General features: G+C 67.7%; 15 protein-coding genes. 6 read left to right on the forward strand and 9 right to left on the reverse strand.

Annotated features, from left to right (window positions below):
* Window positions 1-72 precede the first annotated feature (72 nt).
* From AAHA49_RS09580 to AAHA49_RS09595, 4 genes are read left to right on the forward strand one after another with little or no spacing between them, the layout of a single operon-like run.
* The gene (locus AAHA49_RS09580) at window positions 73-1,239 is read left to right on the forward strand and encodes a thiolase family protein (protein ID WP_009380191.1); all 1,167 of its coding nucleotides are present in this window, start codon (window positions 73-75) and stop codon (window positions 1,237-1,239) included.
* Window positions 1,236-2,105 carry an enoyl-CoA hydratase/isomerase family protein gene (locus AAHA49_RS09585; protein ID WP_009380189.1) on the forward strand — a complete coding sequence of 290 codons (870 nt, stop codon included), beginning with the start codon at window positions 1,236-1,238 and terminating at the stop codon, window positions 2,103-2,105. The genes AAHA49_RS09580 and AAHA49_RS09585 overlap by 4 nt, the downstream gene beginning before the upstream one ends.
* Window positions 2,102-3,016, forward strand: coding sequence for a 3-hydroxyacyl-CoA dehydrogenase family protein (locus AAHA49_RS09590; protein ID WP_259863937.1), 915 nt, complete (start codon window positions 2,102-2,104; stop codon window positions 3,014-3,016). Before AAHA49_RS09585 ends, AAHA49_RS09590 begins: the two co-directional genes overlap by 4 nt.
* 10 nt (window positions 3,017-3,026) lie before the next feature.
* Window positions 3,027-3,803 carry an enoyl-CoA hydratase/isomerase family protein gene (locus AAHA49_RS09595; protein ID WP_009380184.1) on the forward strand — a complete coding sequence of 259 codons (777 nt, stop codon included), beginning with the start codon at window positions 3,027-3,029 and terminating at the stop codon, window positions 3,801-3,803.
* Window positions 3,804-3,859: 56 nt separating this feature from the next.
* Here AAHA49_RS09595 and AAHA49_RS09600 read toward each other — a convergent pair whose 3' ends face one another.
* The 6 genes from AAHA49_RS09600 to AAHA49_RS09625 all read right to left on the reverse strand — a co-directional run bounded on the left by AAHA49_RS09600 (window position 3,860) and on the right by AAHA49_RS09625 (window position 8,623).
* A complete protein-coding gene (locus AAHA49_RS09600; protein WP_259863928.1) occupies window positions 3,860-4,624 on the reverse strand; it encodes a TVP38/TMEM64 family protein in 765 nt (254 codons plus the stop codon).
* A 93-nt stretch (window positions 4,625-4,717) separates the two neighbouring features.
* Window positions 4,718-5,326: a DUF998 domain-containing protein gene (locus AAHA49_RS09605; protein WP_339393489.1), complete on the reverse strand. Its 609-nt coding sequence runs from the start codon at window positions 5,324-5,326 to the stop codon at window positions 4,718-4,720.
* Between the two features lie 75 nt (window positions 5,327-5,401).
* Entirely contained in the window at window positions 5,402-5,833 is a 432-nt protein-coding gene (locus tag AAHA49_RS09610) for a MarR family winged helix-turn-helix transcriptional regulator (RefSeq protein WP_339393490.1), read from the reverse strand.
* 208 nt (window positions 5,834-6,041) lie between these two features.
* Window positions 6,042-6,212 carry a hypothetical protein gene (locus AAHA49_RS09615; protein ID WP_164672063.1) on the reverse strand — a complete coding sequence of 57 codons (171 nt, stop codon included), beginning with the start codon at window positions 6,210-6,212 and terminating at the stop codon, window positions 6,042-6,044.
* A gap of 14 nt (window positions 6,213-6,226) precedes the next feature.
* Window positions 6,227-7,600 (reverse strand): OFA family MFS transporter, encoded by a 1,374-nt coding sequence (locus tag AAHA49_RS09620; RefSeq protein WP_009380176.1) that lies wholly within the window; start codon window positions 7,598-7,600, stop codon window positions 6,227-6,229.
* Between the two features lie 261 nt (window positions 7,601-7,861).
* Window positions 7,862-8,623 (reverse strand): SurA N-terminal domain-containing protein, encoded by a 762-nt coding sequence (locus tag AAHA49_RS09625; protein ID WP_009380174.1) that lies wholly within the window; start codon window positions 8,621-8,623, stop codon window positions 7,862-7,864.
* A 121-nt stretch (window positions 8,624-8,744) separates the two neighbouring features.
* Between AAHA49_RS09625 and AAHA49_RS09630 the strand changes: the two genes are divergently transcribed.
* The gene (locus AAHA49_RS09630) at window positions 8,745-9,101 is read left to right on the forward strand and encodes a VOC family protein (protein WP_009380173.1); all 357 of its coding nucleotides are present in this window, start codon (window positions 8,745-8,747) and stop codon (window positions 9,099-9,101) included.
* Between the two features lie 86 nt (window positions 9,102-9,187).
* Here AAHA49_RS09630 and AAHA49_RS09635 read toward each other — a convergent pair whose 3' ends face one another.
* On the reverse strand, window positions 9,188-9,754 hold the full coding sequence (locus tag AAHA49_RS09635) for a dihydrofolate reductase family protein (RefSeq protein WP_009380172.1): 567 nt from the start codon (window positions 9,752-9,754) through the stop codon (window positions 9,188-9,190).
* Window positions 9,755-9,933: 179 nt separating this feature from the next.
* On the opposite strand from AAHA49_RS09635, the gene AAHA49_RS09640 reads away from it, so the two are divergent.
* Window positions 9,934-11,130 carry a M20 metallopeptidase family protein gene (locus AAHA49_RS09640; protein WP_009380171.1) on the forward strand — a complete coding sequence of 399 codons (1,197 nt, stop codon included), beginning with the start codon at window positions 9,934-9,936 and terminating at the stop codon, window positions 11,128-11,130.
* Between the two features lie 107 nt (window positions 11,131-11,237).
* Here AAHA49_RS09640 and AAHA49_RS09645 read toward each other — a convergent pair whose 3' ends face one another.
* Both AAHA49_RS09645 and AAHA49_RS09650 read right to left on the reverse strand, forming a co-directional pair.
* Window positions 11,238-12,920 carry a BCCT family transporter gene (locus tag AAHA49_RS09645; RefSeq protein ID WP_100227522.1) on the reverse strand — a complete coding sequence of 561 codons (1,683 nt, stop codon included), beginning with the start codon at window positions 12,918-12,920 and terminating at the stop codon, window positions 11,238-11,240.
* A 122-nt stretch (window positions 12,921-13,042) separates the two neighbouring features.
* Complete coding sequence (locus tag AAHA49_RS09650) at window positions 13,043-14,017, reverse strand: flavin reductase (RefSeq protein WP_051995598.1); 975 nt, start codon at window positions 14,015-14,017, stop codon at window positions 13,043-13,045.
* Between the last annotated feature and the right edge of the window lie 82 nt (window positions 14,018-14,099).

Below are 14,099 nucleotides of genomic sequence, written 5' to 3' on the forward strand. Positions count from 1 at the left end.
GGCCGGAGCCCGCACGCACCACCTCGTCGGAGCCAGAGACGAACTCGTCGGACCCTGAGAAGAAGGAGCACCATGCCCGAGGCATTCATCCTTGACGGACTGCGCACCCCGATCGGCCGCTACGGCGGAGCGCTCGCCGACCAGCGGCCCGACGACCTGCTTGCGACGACGCTGGGGGCCGTCGTCGACCGCTCGGGCATCGACCCGGCCGACATCGACGAGGTCATCATAGGGGCCGCGAACCAGGCCGGCGAGGACAACCGCAACGTCGCCCGCATGGCCGTGCTGCTCGCCGGACTGCCCGACTCGATCCCCGGCTTCACCGTCAACCGCCTCTGCGCCTCGGGACTGACCTCGATCATCCAGGGCCGGGCGATGATCGCGGCCGGAGATGCCGACGTCGTCGTCGCCGGCGGTGTCGAATCGATGACCCGCGCCCCCTGGGTGACGGAGAAGCCGTCGAAGGCGTGGGCGAAGCCGGGCAAGACCTTCGACACCTCGATCGGCTGGCGCTTCCCCAATCCGCAGTTCGGGGAGAATGTCACCCTGACGATGCCGCAGACGGCCGAACGCGTCGCCGAGAAGTGGGGACTGACCCGCGAAGAGCTCGACGCCTTCGCCTACGCCTCCCACCAGAAGGCCCTCGCCGCGCAGGCCGCGGGGAAGTTCGATCCCGAGATCCTGCCCATCGGCGATGTCACCGCCGACGAAGGACCGCGAGCGGACACGACCCCGGAGAAGCTCGCGAAGCTGCGCACCCTCCACGGGCCGGGCAGCGTCATCACCGCGGGCAACTCGTCCTCGCTCAACGACGGTGCGGCTGTGACGATCCTCGTCTCCGACCGATACGCCGAGGAGCACGGGCTGAGCCCGCGCGCCCGCGTCGTCGCCGGTGCGAGCGCCGGTGTGCCCCCGGAGATCATGGGCATCGGCCCGGTTCCCGCCTCGCAGAAGGCGCTCGCCCGGGTCGGCTGGAGCGTCGACGACCTCGATGCCGTCGAGCTCAACGAGGCCTTCGCCTCGCAGTCGCTCGCGTGCATCCGGGACCTCGGCCTCAACCCGGATATCGTCAATGAGTTCGGCGGGGCGATCGCTCTCGGCCACCCGCTCGGCGCTTCGGGAACCCGGATCGCGCTGACCCTCCTCAATCGCCTCGAGCAGTCCGATGAGAAGCGGGGACTCGCGACGATGTGCGTGGGCGTGGGCCAGGGTTCGGCCGTTCTGCTGGAACGCGCATGAGCGAGGGATCGCGACCGGAGGACGACACCACCTCGGCGGGGGACGCTGGATCCACCGCCTCGGCGGGAGAAACTGGGGCCGGCACCGACGGCCCGCTGCTCATCGAGCGCCGCCCCGACCGGATGATCATTCGGCTCAACCGACCCGAGGTGCGCAACGCGATCGACCTGACCATGGTCGAGGCGCTCCATGAGGTGTGCGCCGAACTCGAAGCGCACCCGCAGGTCGCGATCCTCACCGGCACCGGCGGCACCTTCGCCGCCGGCGCCGACATCGGGCAGCTGCGTGAACGTCGCCGCGACGACGCGCTGGCCGGGATCAACTCGAAGATCTTCAGCCGCATCCTCGACCTGCCGATGCCCGTCATCGGCCTCATCGAGGGCTATGCGCTCGGCGGGGGAGCGGAACTCGCGTTCGCATGCGACTTCCGCATCGGCACACCGAGCACGAAGATCGGCAACCCCGAACCCGGGCTCGGCATCCTCGCCGCCGCCGGGGCCGCGTGGCGGCTGCGCGAACTCGTCGGCGAACCCCGGGCGAAGGAGATCCTCCTGGCCGGCCGCACCGTCAACGCCGATGAGGCGCGAGCGATCGGTCTCCTCAACGACGTCGTCGACCCCGAGGATCTCGAAGCCGCCGGTGAGGCGCTGGCCGATCGGATCGCGAGCTTCGCGCCGCTGGCCGTGCGGCTGACGAAGTCGGCGTTCCACGCCCCACGCGAGGCTCATCCGCTCATCGACAACGTCGCCCAGGCGGTGCTGTTCGAGACCGATGAGAAGTTCGCGCGCATGGACGCCTTCCTCGCCCGGCGTGAGGCGAAACGGCGCGAGAAGAAGCAGGCGAAGAGAGAGACCGGAGAGCAGTGAGCGCACCATCCCCTGAGATACCCACCCCCGGGGCGACCACCTCGGCGACCATTTCGGAATCCCCCGAGACCGCCGCGGCGGATCTCGCCCACGTCCCCGACACGGTCGGCGTCTACGGCGGCGGTCGGATGGGTGCGGGCATCGCGCATGCCTTCGCCACCGCCGGCGCCCGTGTCATCGTCATCGAGAACACCGAGGACACGGCGGCCGCCGCCCGCGAACGCATCGCCGCGTCGATCGCGAAGTCCGAGGCCAAGGGCGTCGCGGTGCCCGGCAGCATCGAGGTCCACCGGGATCCGACCCTGCTCGACCAGGCGCTGCTCGTCATCGAAGCCGTCCCCGAGGACGTCGCGCTCAAGCAGCGGGTGCTCGCCGACATCGCGAAGTTCGCGCCTGCCGCGAGCATCGGGACGAACACGAGCTCATTGTCGATCGACGCGCTCGCCACCGTCCTGCCGCGCCCGCAGGCCCTCATCGGCCTCCACTTCTTCAACCCGGTGCCGGTGTCCGATCTCGTCGAGATCGTCGTCGGCTCCCGCACCTCCCCGGAGCTCGTGGCCGCCGCCGCCAACTGGGTCGCCGGTCTCGGGAAGACGCCGATCATGGTCCAGGATTCGCCGGGATTCGCCTCCTCCCGCCTCGGCGTGGCCCTGGCACTCGAGGCGATGCGGATGGTCGAGGAAGGTGTGGCCAGTGCTGAGGACATCGACACCGCGATGGTTCTCGGCTACCGGCATCCGGCGGGCCCGCTGAAGACGACCGACATCGTCGGTCTCGACGTGCGCCTGGGCATCGCCGAGCATCTCGAACGGGAACTCGGCCCGCGCTTCGCCCCGCCTCAGATCCTGCGCGACAAGGTCGCCGCCGGGGAGCTCGGACGCAAGTCCGGCCGCGGATTCTACGAGTGGTGAGGGAGCAGCGATGACCGAGATCCGCCTGCACATCCGAGGGCAGATCGCCGAGATCGTCCTCGACGGACCCGAATCCCGCAATGCGCTCAACGCCGCCAATCTTCGGGATCTCGCCGAGGCGGTCGCCCAGGTCGCCGAGGCGGTGCCCGGGGTCCGTGCGATGCTCATCCGCGGCGAGGGCAAGGTGTTCTGCTCCGGCCGTGACATATCCGCCGTCGACGTCGCCACCGATGATGCGTACGCGTTCCTCGCCGAGATGTTCACCCCCGTATTCCAGGCGATCCGCGGGCTGCCGATCCCCGTCGTCGCGCAGGTCCAGGGGGCGGCGCTCGGCCTCGGGTTCGGGATCGCGGCCGCCGCCGACATCGTCTATGCGGCCGAGAACGCGAAGTTCGGCTCCCCGTTCGCCGCGATCGGCGCGATGCTCGATTCCGGCGCCCACCATGTGTTCCTCGATCGGCTCGGCTACCACCGGACGATGGATCTCATCGTCACCGGTGACTTCATGTCCGGCGCCGAGGCGGCCGCCGCCGGGATCGTCTCCCGTGCCGTTCCCGCAGATGAGCTGGCCGACTTCGTCGAGGAGAAACTCAACGGGATCGTCTCCGGGCCCGCCGAGGCGTACGCGATGGAGAAGTCGTTCGTCCAGAAGCTCACCGACGAACAGCCGACCCTCACCGAGGTCCTCGACGCCGAGGCCAGGCTGCAGGAGTCAGCGCGGCAGACCCCGGACTACGCCGAGGGATTCCGCGCCTTCCAGGAGCGCCGCAAGCCGAACTTCGGGTAGGGCGAAGCCGGACCCGCCGTTGCGCTGACTCAATGCGACAGGGCGTCCGGTTGGCCTCAGCCGTCGGCCGCCTCGGTGACGGGTCCGGGATTCTCTCTGTTGTCGCGCTCGTCGATGTCGTTCTGGGCGGCAGGTTCCCGGGTTGTCGCTCGCCACCGGCGGAAGGCGAGGATCGTCAGGGTGCCGACGAGGACCCAGGCGACACCGACGGCGATCCCGTTGGGAATGCTCGGGTCGCCGATGAAGGCGCCGATGCCGACGAGGGCGAACAGACCCGGCAGCGAGGAGATCGTCGCGGCCGTGAGGAACGTGCGGTTGTCGATGCCGAAGGCGCCGCTGCCGTAGTTGACCGGCCAGTACGGCAGCCCCGGCAGGAGTCTGAGAGTGCACACCGCGTAGAAGCCGCCGCCGTGGAGTTGGGTTTCGACCGCCTCGGCGTGGGAGCCGAGCATCTTCCTCGCCGTCGGTCGGCCGAGGCCGCGGGCGATCCAGTAGCCGGCATACCCGCCGAGGACGATGCCGATGAGCGTGAGCAGGGTCCCCAGCGGCAGACCGAACGCGAGCCCACCGGCGACGGCGATGATCGTCACCGGGATCGGGGTGGCGGCGACCACCGTGGCGAGGGCGACGAAGACGGCGAAGCCCCACGCGCCCGCCTCGGCGATCTCATCCTGGAGCACGCGGGGAGTGGGCAGGTGGACGTTGACGACGAGCCAGAGTCCGGCGAGGACGACGACGGCGAGGGCCGCGTTGCGCACGATAGACCCCCATGCGAGGCGTCCGCGTCTGCGGGGTGGGGTCTCGGGGTTCGTCGTCGGCACGGATCGAGTGTACGCCTCGGGGAGGTGCCAGCGGGACGGGGTGGACTCGGGTCGGGAGGTGGGTCGGCATGAGCGGTACGGAACTGGCTGCCCTCAGGCGGTGAGCATCATCAGTCCGGCGGCGACGCCGAGGTAGAAGAGGCTGACTGCGAGGATGAAGATGCGTTCGGAGATGCCGAAGACCTTCGGGCGCAGTCGCTTGACGATGAGGACGAGGACGCTGACGGCGAGCGAGATCGCCGCGATCCAGGCGATGACGCCCAGGGAGCCGGCGAGCCACGCGGGACCTTCGGCGGTGAAGAGGCGGGTGAAGTTGCCCATGCACGCGTAGCTGATCGCGAACCAGGCGATCGCCAAGACGTAGTGGAGGCGGCCGATCATCGTGGCCTTCTCGCCTTCGAGGTCGGTTGGCGCCAGGGGCAGGACGATGAAGATCACTGCGAGTGCGGCCAGAGCGATCGTGATCCCTGTGGCGTCGGACCAGTCGGGCACACCGAGGGCGACCGCGGCGGCGAGCAGCGCCCAGAAGATCGCGGTCAGCCATGTCATGGCGCTCGAGAGGCGCCGGGTGGGACCGACTGCGTAGTCGCTGACGGCGTGGCCGACGATCGTGTACTCGCTGGGCACGAGGTGGAGGGCGATGAACACGCCGAGGCGGGCGAGGCCGAAGACGAGGGCGAGGAGGGCGAGGGTAAAGGCCATGAGTGCTCCTGGGAACGAGTGGGAGTGGAGAGGCGGGTTGCCGATGGGGTGTTGGTGGGCTACCGGCCAGCGGCGTCAGCTGTCGGGAGAGGAAGAGCGCACGGTGCGGACCTCGTCGTGGAGATCGCGGATCGTCTGCGCGAGGACCTGGGGGTCGAGGCCGATCGTGCGCGCGTTGTCGTCGAGCGAGCTGCCGAGGAGGCGACCGCAGTGGGCGGCCTTCTCGGCGCCCACCTCGGTGAGGTGGAGTTCACGTCGGTTGCCCGATCCGGCCGCCGCGAGGTTGTCGACGTAGCCGGCCCCGAGGAGGACCTTGACGATGCCGCTGCCTGCCGCCTCGGTGACGCCGAGGGCGCCGGCGAGGGTACGACCGGTGATGCCCGGATGCTGGCCGAGGATGACGAGCGCGACGTACTGGTTGTAGCTCAGTCCCTCGGGCTGGAGGATCTTCTCCGCCCACCGATCGAGGGTGCGCACGAGATCGTGGAGTTCGAATGCCAGGTCCATGCCAGTAAGTTAAGCACTTAAGTTAATGCGGGCGCAAGAGGTGAGCTGACATTGGGCAGAGGCGGCGGTCGCCGAGGATCGCACGCCTGAATGCGAACGGCCCCGCACCGGACTGTTCGTCTGGTGCGGGGCCGTTGGATGTCTCCTGCCGCGCTCGACGCGGAAGTCATGCGCCGTCAGCGGCGACACGCCTCGGCGGGGAGCGACTTCAGCTCGTGAAGATCGCGACTGCCTTGATCACGGTCAGGGTCAGGCCCCAGGCGAGGCCGCCGACGACCACGACGGTCAGGGCCGAGCCGATGACCTTGTACGCCCCGCCCACCGGCGACTGCGGGGAGCCTTCGGGGGGAACCGAGGACCATGTCTGCGATGTGCTCATGCTGCGTCCTTCCTTCAGTCTTTCTCAGCGGTCGACGGGGACGTCGGTGCCGCCTCGGCGGTGGTGGGTTCGAGGTACTTGTCCTTGACCGGGCGGACGAGGAGGTTCGCGACGAACCCGATGGCGAGTGCCCCGACCATGATGAACATGCCGGGCGTGTAGAGCTCGGGTCCGGTCTTGCCGGCCTTGTCACCGGCCTCGACGACCGAGTTGACGATGAGCGGCCCCGCCACGCCGGCGGCCGACCATGCGGTGAGCAGACGACCGTGGATCGCCCCGACCTGATAGACGCCGAAGAGGTCCTTGAGGTAGGCCGGGATGGTCGCGAACCCGCCGCCGTAGAACGAGATGATGAACAGGGTCGCGATGACGAAGAGGACGATCGACCCGCCGCCGAAGAGCGCGACGACGAGGTAGAGCAGCGCCCCGCCGCCGAGGTAGATCATGTAGTTGTTCTTCCGCCCGAGGTAGTCCGAAGTCGTCGACCACACGAACCGTCCGGCCATATTGCCGATCGAGAGCAGTCCGACGAAGCCGGCAGCAGCGGCCGCGGTGATGCCGAAGTAGGCCTGGATCATCGGCGCCGCGTTCTCGAGGATGCCGATGCCCGCGGTGACGTTGAGGAAGAGGACGATCCACAGCAGCCAGAACTGCGGGGTGCGGATCGCGTTCTTCGCCGAGACGTTGCCGGTCGTCTGCAGCGGCTTCGCCTTGACCGTCGACGGGTCGAAGTTCGCCGGCTTCCAATCCGGGTGCGGGACGCGGATGACGTAGGCACCGGCGGCGATGACGACCGCGTAGACGATGGCCAGGGTGACGAACGTCGGGGTCAGACCCGCGACGAGGTTCGCAGGCTCGGTGCCTCCGCCGTAGAAGGACATGAGCTGGTTCGACATCGGGCTGGCGATGAGTGCGCCGCCGCCGAAGCCCATGATCGCCAAGCCCGTGGCCAGTCCCGGCCGGTCCGGGAACCACTTCATGAGCGTCGAGACGGGCGAGATGTAGCCGATGCCCAGTCCGATGCCGCCGACGAAGCCGTAGCCGAAGTAGACCAGCCACAGCTGCCCGGTCATGATGCCGAGGCTGGCGATGAGGAAGCCTGCGACCCAGCACGACCCGGCGGCGACCATCGAAGCCCTGGGGCCGGCCTTCTCCACCCAGGTCCCGAAGATCGCCGAGGAGATGCCGAGCATGAGGATCGCGATCGAGAAGATCCACCCGATCGAGACCTCGCCGGCGTCGAAGCGGGACATGAACGGGATCTTGAAGACGCTGAACGCATAGACCTGGCCGATGCACAGGTGGATGGCCAATGCGGCCGGCGGCATCAGCCAGCGGTTGAAGTCCTTCGGCGCGATGATCGCCGAACGGGAGAGTACGGAAGCCATGAGGATCCTTCTGGTCAGCGCCGCTGCCCTGGTCGCCATCATCGGCGAGGGGAAGTCGGGTTGCGTTGGTCCCATACAGACTAGAACGCGCACACCGATTTTGCGAGATCCTGAAAGACTTTCTTCAGACTCGCCCGAATCGAGGATCGTGGAGTAGATGGTTGAAATGTCCACTACGCCTGGGATCGGCGCAGGCATGGGCATCCTCGCCGAGGTTGTCCTCAGGTGAGGTTGTCACGACGGATTCCGTAGGCGCCGGTATCAGAGGTTGATCGTCACGTCGCCCTTCTCGCGGAGGTCGCCCGCGAACTTCTGCGTCGCCTCGGTCGACTTCTCGCCCTTGACCTGCTCCTCGAGCTGGGGTCGCATCTCCTCGAGCGAAGGCACCGGCGCCTCCTGACCCGACTGCGCGGCCATCTGCTCCTGCTGGTCCTTCGCCCGCTGGTACGCGGCGCCGATCTCCTCATCGGTGACCTCGAACTCGCCGAACTCGTCGACGATGAGATCCTCGATCTTCAACTGGGTGCCCAGCTCCTCATGGACCTTCTTCTCGTCCATGCCCTGGTCTTTCATGGCGCCGAGGAAGTCCTCCGTGCTCATCTGACTCGAGGCCGCCGCCTCGTCGAGGGCCTTCGTCACATCATCATCTGAGGCCTTGATCCCGCGCTTGTCGGCTTCCTGGCTGAGCAGCTTCGTGCTCACGAGGTTCTCGGCCGTCTGCTTCTTCAGCCCCTCCTCGTCGACGGGCTGACCGGCCTGCTGCGCCTGCACCATCATCTGCTGGTACTGGGTCTCGAAGAGGGGGACGAAGTCGTCCTTCGTGATCTTCTCGCCGTTGACCTCGGCGACGACCTCGGGGATGCTGTCGGTGTTCGGCTTGCCGTCCTGGGACTGACCGGTCTGGGACTGCTCGGCTCCGGCGGTCTCCTCGGGGCTGCCGCCGCTGCCGGCTGCGCTGCACCCGGCGACCGCGATGATCGAGAAGGCCATAGCGACGCCGACCCAGCGTTTGATCCTCTGCACACTCACTCCTAACGATTCAGCCGTCCACGCTAACAGTTCGGGATCATCAAGGCCTGAGCGCGCGGGGTCGAACCTGAACGCGCAGTGGGAGCCGGGGCTGAGCAGGGTCTAGACTGCGCGCATGGACGCGAAGCTGCGCGGGGTGTTCCTCACCTGCGGCGAACTCGAGGACACGGCGGACTTCTACCGCGACATCGCCGGGCTCGAGCTCAGTGCGGCCGGCGATGACGAGTACACGTACTACGTCCTCGAGGTCGGTGGGATCCAGCTCGCCCTCCATGACGCCGAGGCGTTCGCCGACTACACCCACCCGACCGTTCCCGCGTCGAACCTCACCCACCTCTACTTCCGCATCGACGACCGCACCGCGTTCCTCGACCGGCTCGATGCCGCCGGGATCATCCCGACCGCGATCGACGACGTCGTCGTCACGGTGGCCGACCCGGACGGTAGACAGGTCATGTTCGGCACCGCGTAGAGCGGGAGTCGGCGAGGGTCGGTCGGAACTTCCGCACCGCCTCGGCGGGGGAGTTGGGAACTGGGGAACCGCCTCGGCGGGGGAGATCAGAGGCTTGTCGGCACCTGACCTGCGGGAGTGTAGGCGGAGTAGACGACGCCGCTGCGGAACGATCGCGAGTCGAGGAGGGCGAGCGGGGGCTGCGGGTGGCCGCCGGGGAAGAAGCCGCGGCCGCGACCCTGCCACACGGGGTAGGTGAACATGCGGTACTCGTCGACGAGGCCGGCGGTGATGAGCGTGTGGGCCAGGCTGATGCTGCCGGTGAGGATCGCGTCGAGGCCGGGCTGCTCGCGCAGTGCGGCGACGGCGAGCAGCGGGTCGTCGGCGATGATCCGCGAGTTCTCCCACTCAGGATCGGTCATCGTCGTCGAGAACACCCATTTGTCGACCTTGTTCAGCTGCGCCGCGATGCCCGTGGTGTCGGCGGTCTGCCGGGGCCAGAAGCCGCGGAAGTCCTCGAACGTCTGTCGCCCGAGGAGGAGGATCTGCTCTCGTGCGGTCTGGCTGCGCACCTCGGCGAGGAGTTCGTCGTCCTGGGCCTGCGGATCGAACCAGTCATCGAGCATCTCGACCCGACCGTCGAGCGTGGTGTTCTGGGTGATGATGATGCGCACGATGTGGACTCCTTTTCGAGCGGGATCCCGGCGGTGGGGGCGGACGGTGGGTGCGTGCCGTTCACGCTACGCCGATTCCGGGGCGAGCACGAGGGTCGGTTGGTGTCTGCGGACAGGTGGGGGACGGTGGGGATGGACGCGCACGTGGCCTCGGCATCGACGGAACTAGGATCGGGACCATGACGATCCCCGATTTCCGCAGCGAAGCGCGAACCCTCCAGCCCGACCTCGCCGTCCTGCGCCGCATCCTCCATGCCAATCCCGAACTCGGCTACGACCTCCCGTTCACGCAGGCGCAGGTGCTCGATGAGCTCGCGGGGCTGGGACTCGAGGTGAGCACGGGCAGCGCGCTCACCTCGGTGGTCGCCGTCCTCAAGGGCGGAAAGCCCGGACCTGCGGTGCTGCTGCGCGGGGACATGGACGCGCTCCCGGTGGTCGAGGAGACCGGGCTCGACTTCGCGTCGACGAACGGGAACATGCACGCATGCGGGCACGACATGCACACGGCCGGGCTCGTCGGGGCGGCGAAGCTGCTCGCCGCGCACCGCGACGAACTGTCAGGCTCGGTGACCTTCATGTTCCAGCCCGCCGAGGAGGTCGAGGGCGGGGCCGAGCCGATGATCGCCGAAGGCGTGCTCGAGGCGGCAGGGGTCCCAGTGGTCGCGGCCTACGGCATCCACGTCGAGGCCGCCGAACGGGGCCGGTTCGCGACGCGACCGGGATCGCTCATGGCCGGGTTCGCCGATCTCCACGTCACCGTCCACGGGGCCGGCGGTCACAGTTCGCAGCCGCAGTCGACGCGGGACCCCGTGCCTGCGGTCGCCGAGATCGCGCTGGCGCTCAACACGATGACGACGCGGTCGTTCGACATCTTCGACCCTGTCGTCGTCTCGGTCACCCAGCTCGAGGGCGCGCAGGCGACGAACGTCATCCCCGACGAGGCGAAGCTCGCCGCCTCGATCCGCTTCCTCTCCGCCGACTCGCTCGCCCTCCTCCAGCAGCGCGTGCCCGAGATCGTCGAGAGCATCGCCCGCGCCCACCGGTGCACGGCGACCGTCGACTTCGAGGTTGGCTTCCCCGTCACCGTCAACGACCCCGCCGAGGCGGAGCTGACCGTCTCGCGCCTGCGCGGCATGTTCGGGGAGGAGAAGGTCGAAGTGCTCGAGCATCCGCGCATGGGCTCGGAGGACTTCTCGTTCGTGCTCGAGAAGGTGCCTGGCGCGTTCGTCTTCCTCGGCGCCACCCCTGAGGGCATCGATCCCGATGCCGAGACGAACCATTCGCCGAGGGTGCAGTTCGACGATGCGCTGCTCGGCGATCAGGCCGCCGCGCTCGCCCACCTCGCCTTCGCCCGCCTCGCCGACGAGGCCGGCTGAAGCGTCGAGACCGCCACTTTGCGCCGAGACTGCAGCTTGTGACTGGCGGTCTCGGCGCTAGGTGGCGGTCTCGATGAGTGTGGGCAGTGAAGCGAGGCTGTCCCGCCTCACACCTCGGTGGTGGCGAACTCCTCGGGGAGGTCCTTGCGCCTGACCGTGCGGTACGCGTCCATCGAATGATCCTCGTGGAGGGTCTTGACGATGCAGATCCCGAGCAGGGCGACGATGATCGCGAACGGCAGCGCCGAGAGCATCGCCGCCTGCTGCAGAGCCGCGAGCCCACCGGCGAAGAAGAGCACCATCGCCGTCGTACCCGTGAGCACACCCCAGACGGTGAGCACCCAGCGGCTGGGCTCAAGCGTGCCGCGGGACGTGAGCATGCTGAGGACGAAGGTGTTCGCGTCGGCTCCGGAGACGAAGTAGAGGACGACGAGGATGATCGCGATCACCGAGGTCAGTCCCGTCCAGGGCAGGTTGCCGAGGGTTTCGAAGAACGCGGAGTTGACGTTCTCGGCGGCCGCCTTGCCGATCTGTCCGCCGCCGTCCATGTCGATCTTGATCGCGGTCCCGCCGAAGACGGTGAACCAGGCGAAGAAGACGAGGCTCGGCACGCCCATGACGCCGAGGACGAACTGCCGCACGGTGCGTCCCTTGGAGATCTTCGCGAGGAAGACCCCGACGAACGCGCCCCAGCTCAGCCACCACGCCATCATGAAGTACGTCCAGTACTGGTACCAGCCGACGGCGTCGGAGGTCAGCGGCGTGAGTAGGCTCATGGTGAAGAACTCGCCGAGGTACTGGCCGGTCGCGCGGAAGAAGAGGTTGCCGATGAACCCGGTCGGACCGACGATGAGGACGAAGAGGCCGAGGAAAATCGAGAGCACCGCGGTCGTCTGACTGAGGAACTTGATGCCCTTGTTCACGCCGGAGAGCGCCGAGAGCGTGAAGACGACGGTGATGCCCAGGATGATGATGATCTGGACGAAGAGCTCGTTGGGGATCCCGAAGACCCGGTTGAGTCCCTCGGAGATCTGCGAGGCGCCGAGGCCCAGCGAGGTGGTCGTGCCGAAGAGCGTGGCGACGACGGCCATGATGTCGACGAGCTTGCCGAGCCATCCGCCCATCGCCTTGCCGAACAGCGGCCGCAGCATCGGAGAGATGAGGCCTGTGTTCCCGCGCTTGTGCGTCGAATAGGCGATCGCGAGTCCGAAGACCCCGAACACCGCCCACGCGTGCGGACCCCAGTCGAAGTACGAGTACTGCAGCGCGACGACGGCGGCCTCGGTGGTGCCGGGCGCGGCGAGATCGTGGGGCGGGGTCGTGAAGTGCGAGATCGGTTCGGCCACGCCGTAGCTGATGAGCCCGATGCCCATGACGGCGGAGAGGATCATCGCCAGCCAGGCCCACGTGCTGAATTCCGGACGGTCGTCCTCGGCGCCGAGGCGGACCCGCCCGAAGCGTCCGAAGCCGAGGTAGAGGAGGAGGCCGATGCATCCCAGGGGGACGATGAGGTAGGTCCAGCCGACGCTCGCTGCGACGGAGTTCATCGCGTTCGTCATCGTCGTGGCCATGCCGTCGGGGGAGAGGACTCCCCACAGGGTGAATGCGGCGACCCCGGCGATCGAGATCCAGAACACCGACCCCGGTCGGTGGCGGAGCGCGTTCGCCTCGGCCATGGCCGGTGAGATGCCGCCGGGGAAATCCATGCCGTGGCCGGGCAGCTGAGCGTGGCGGTGCTGTGGTCTCGACGCGCTGTCCTCCGCGTCGGACTGACCGGATTCGTACTGCATGGCGAACTCCACTTCCTTGTGAATCGTTCTGGCGCCCGGTTGATGCAGGGATGGGTCAGGCTGTGATGAGGTGGACCGGGGTAAGTCCGGGGCTCGAGGGGAGAGCCGGAGGTGAGAAGGTGTCAGTCGAGTGAGCTGAGGTCCTCGCTGTCGAAGAACTTGCCGGCCTTGTAGATCATCGGGGAGTCCTCGGAGGTCTCCGCGCTGCGCACGCGACCGATGAAGACGGTGTGGGTGAGCGCCTGGAAGCGCTCCTTGATCTCGACCTCGATCGATGCCGCCGAACCGTCGATGAGCGGAGAGCCGTTGGCTCCGGCATGCCAGTCGAGGGTGGCGAACTTGTCGGGCGACTTCGAAGCGAAGACGCCGATCGTCTCCCGCTGATTGCGGCTCATGATGTTGATGCCCATATGCGTCGACCGGAACAGCGCGGGATAGGTCGACGAGGTCTTCTGCACACAGACGAGGACGAGCGGCGGGTCGAGGGAGACGGAGTTGTAGGAATTCACCGCCAGGCCGCGGGGTTTGCCCTCGTCGTCGGTCGTCGTCACCACGGTCACGCCCGTGATGAACTGGCGGTTGAACGCTTTGAGCGAGTCCGCCGACGGGCGTCCGGACAGGTCATCGGTGACGACGTCCTCGGGGCCGGCCTCGAAGGCCGACGACAGGGATTTGAGCCCGAGGTCGGCGAGCAGCTCGTGGGCGTCCCACGTGACCTCCTCGCGGGCGATCCGCGACCCCCTCAGGGTGATGAGGTTCGAACCGTGCGTCGTCACCTGCTGACCCGTGGGCGGGACGTCGCCCATCGGCTCGGTGAACGTTCCCACGGAATGCCAGTAGATCGCACCCTCGTCGCCTTCGATGAGGATGTGGTCGATCGTCGTCGTGAGATCGGGGAAGGCCGAACGGATCTCCCGGATCTCGTCCTTGATGGCCTGCGCGTCCTTCGCCTGGCCGGAATTCGTCGAGACACGGACGTAGTCGTCGGTGACGAGCGAATCGAAGGCGTCGAGATCGTCGCTGTCCCAGACGGCGTGCCAGGCGTCGGTGATGGTCTGCTTCACACCCCGCAGGGCGGTGTCATGTGTTTGTTGCATACCAGAGACCATAGAATGACCGCTATGCATCCGTCAATAGATTCGGTTAAGTCCGTGAATACTGGGATTGGTCAAGATTGTT

This window comes from Brevibacterium ammoniilyticum (assembly GCF_038429965.1).
In the GTDB taxonomy this organism is placed as follows: Bacteria; Actinomycetota; Actinomycetes; order Actinomycetales; family Brevibacteriaceae; genus Brevibacterium; species Brevibacterium ammoniilyticum.

Excerpts from the sequence above, each read along its gene's own strand:
- AAHA49_RS09580 (WP_009380191.1), top strand. The coding sequence starts at position 73 with ATGCCCGAGGCATTCATCCTTGACGGACTGCGCACCCCGATCGGCCGC.
- AAHA49_RS09585 (WP_009380189.1), top strand. The coding sequence starts at position 1,236 with ATGAGCGAGGGATCGCGACCGGAGGACGACACCACCTCGGCGGGGGAC.
- AAHA49_RS09595 (WP_009380184.1), top strand. The coding sequence starts at position 3,027 with ATGACCGAGATCCGCCTGCACATCCGAGGGCAGATCGCCGAGATCGTC.
- AAHA49_RS09605 (WP_339393489.1), bottom strand. The coding sequence starts at position 5,326 with ATGGCCTTTACCCTCGCCCTCCTCGCCCTCGTCTTCGGCCTCGCCCGC.
- AAHA49_RS09610 (WP_339393490.1), bottom strand. The coding sequence starts at position 5,833 with ATGGACCTGGCATTCGAACTCCACGATCTCGTGCGCACCCTCGATCGG.
- AAHA49_RS09615 (WP_164672063.1), bottom strand. The coding sequence starts at position 6,212 with ATGAGCACATCGCAGACATGGTCCTCGGTTCCCCCCGAAGGCTCCCCG.
- AAHA49_RS09620 (WP_009380176.1), bottom strand. The coding sequence starts at position 7,600 with ATGGCTTCCGTACTCTCCCGTTCGGCGATCATCGCGCCGAAGGACTTC.
- AAHA49_RS09630 (WP_009380173.1), top strand. The coding sequence starts at position 8,745 with ATGGACGCGAAGCTGCGCGGGGTGTTCCTCACCTGCGGCGAACTCGAG.
- AAHA49_RS09640 (WP_009380171.1), top strand. The coding sequence starts at position 9,934 with ATGACGATCCCCGATTTCCGCAGCGAAGCGCGAACCCTCCAGCCCGAC.
- AAHA49_RS09645 (WP_100227522.1), bottom strand. The coding sequence starts at position 12,920 with ATGCAGTACGAATCCGGTCAGTCCGACGCGGAGGACAGCGCGTCGAGA.
- AAHA49_RS09650 (WP_051995598.1), bottom strand. The coding sequence starts at position 14,017 with ATGCAACAAACACATGACACCGCCCTGCGGGGTGTGAAGCAGACCATC.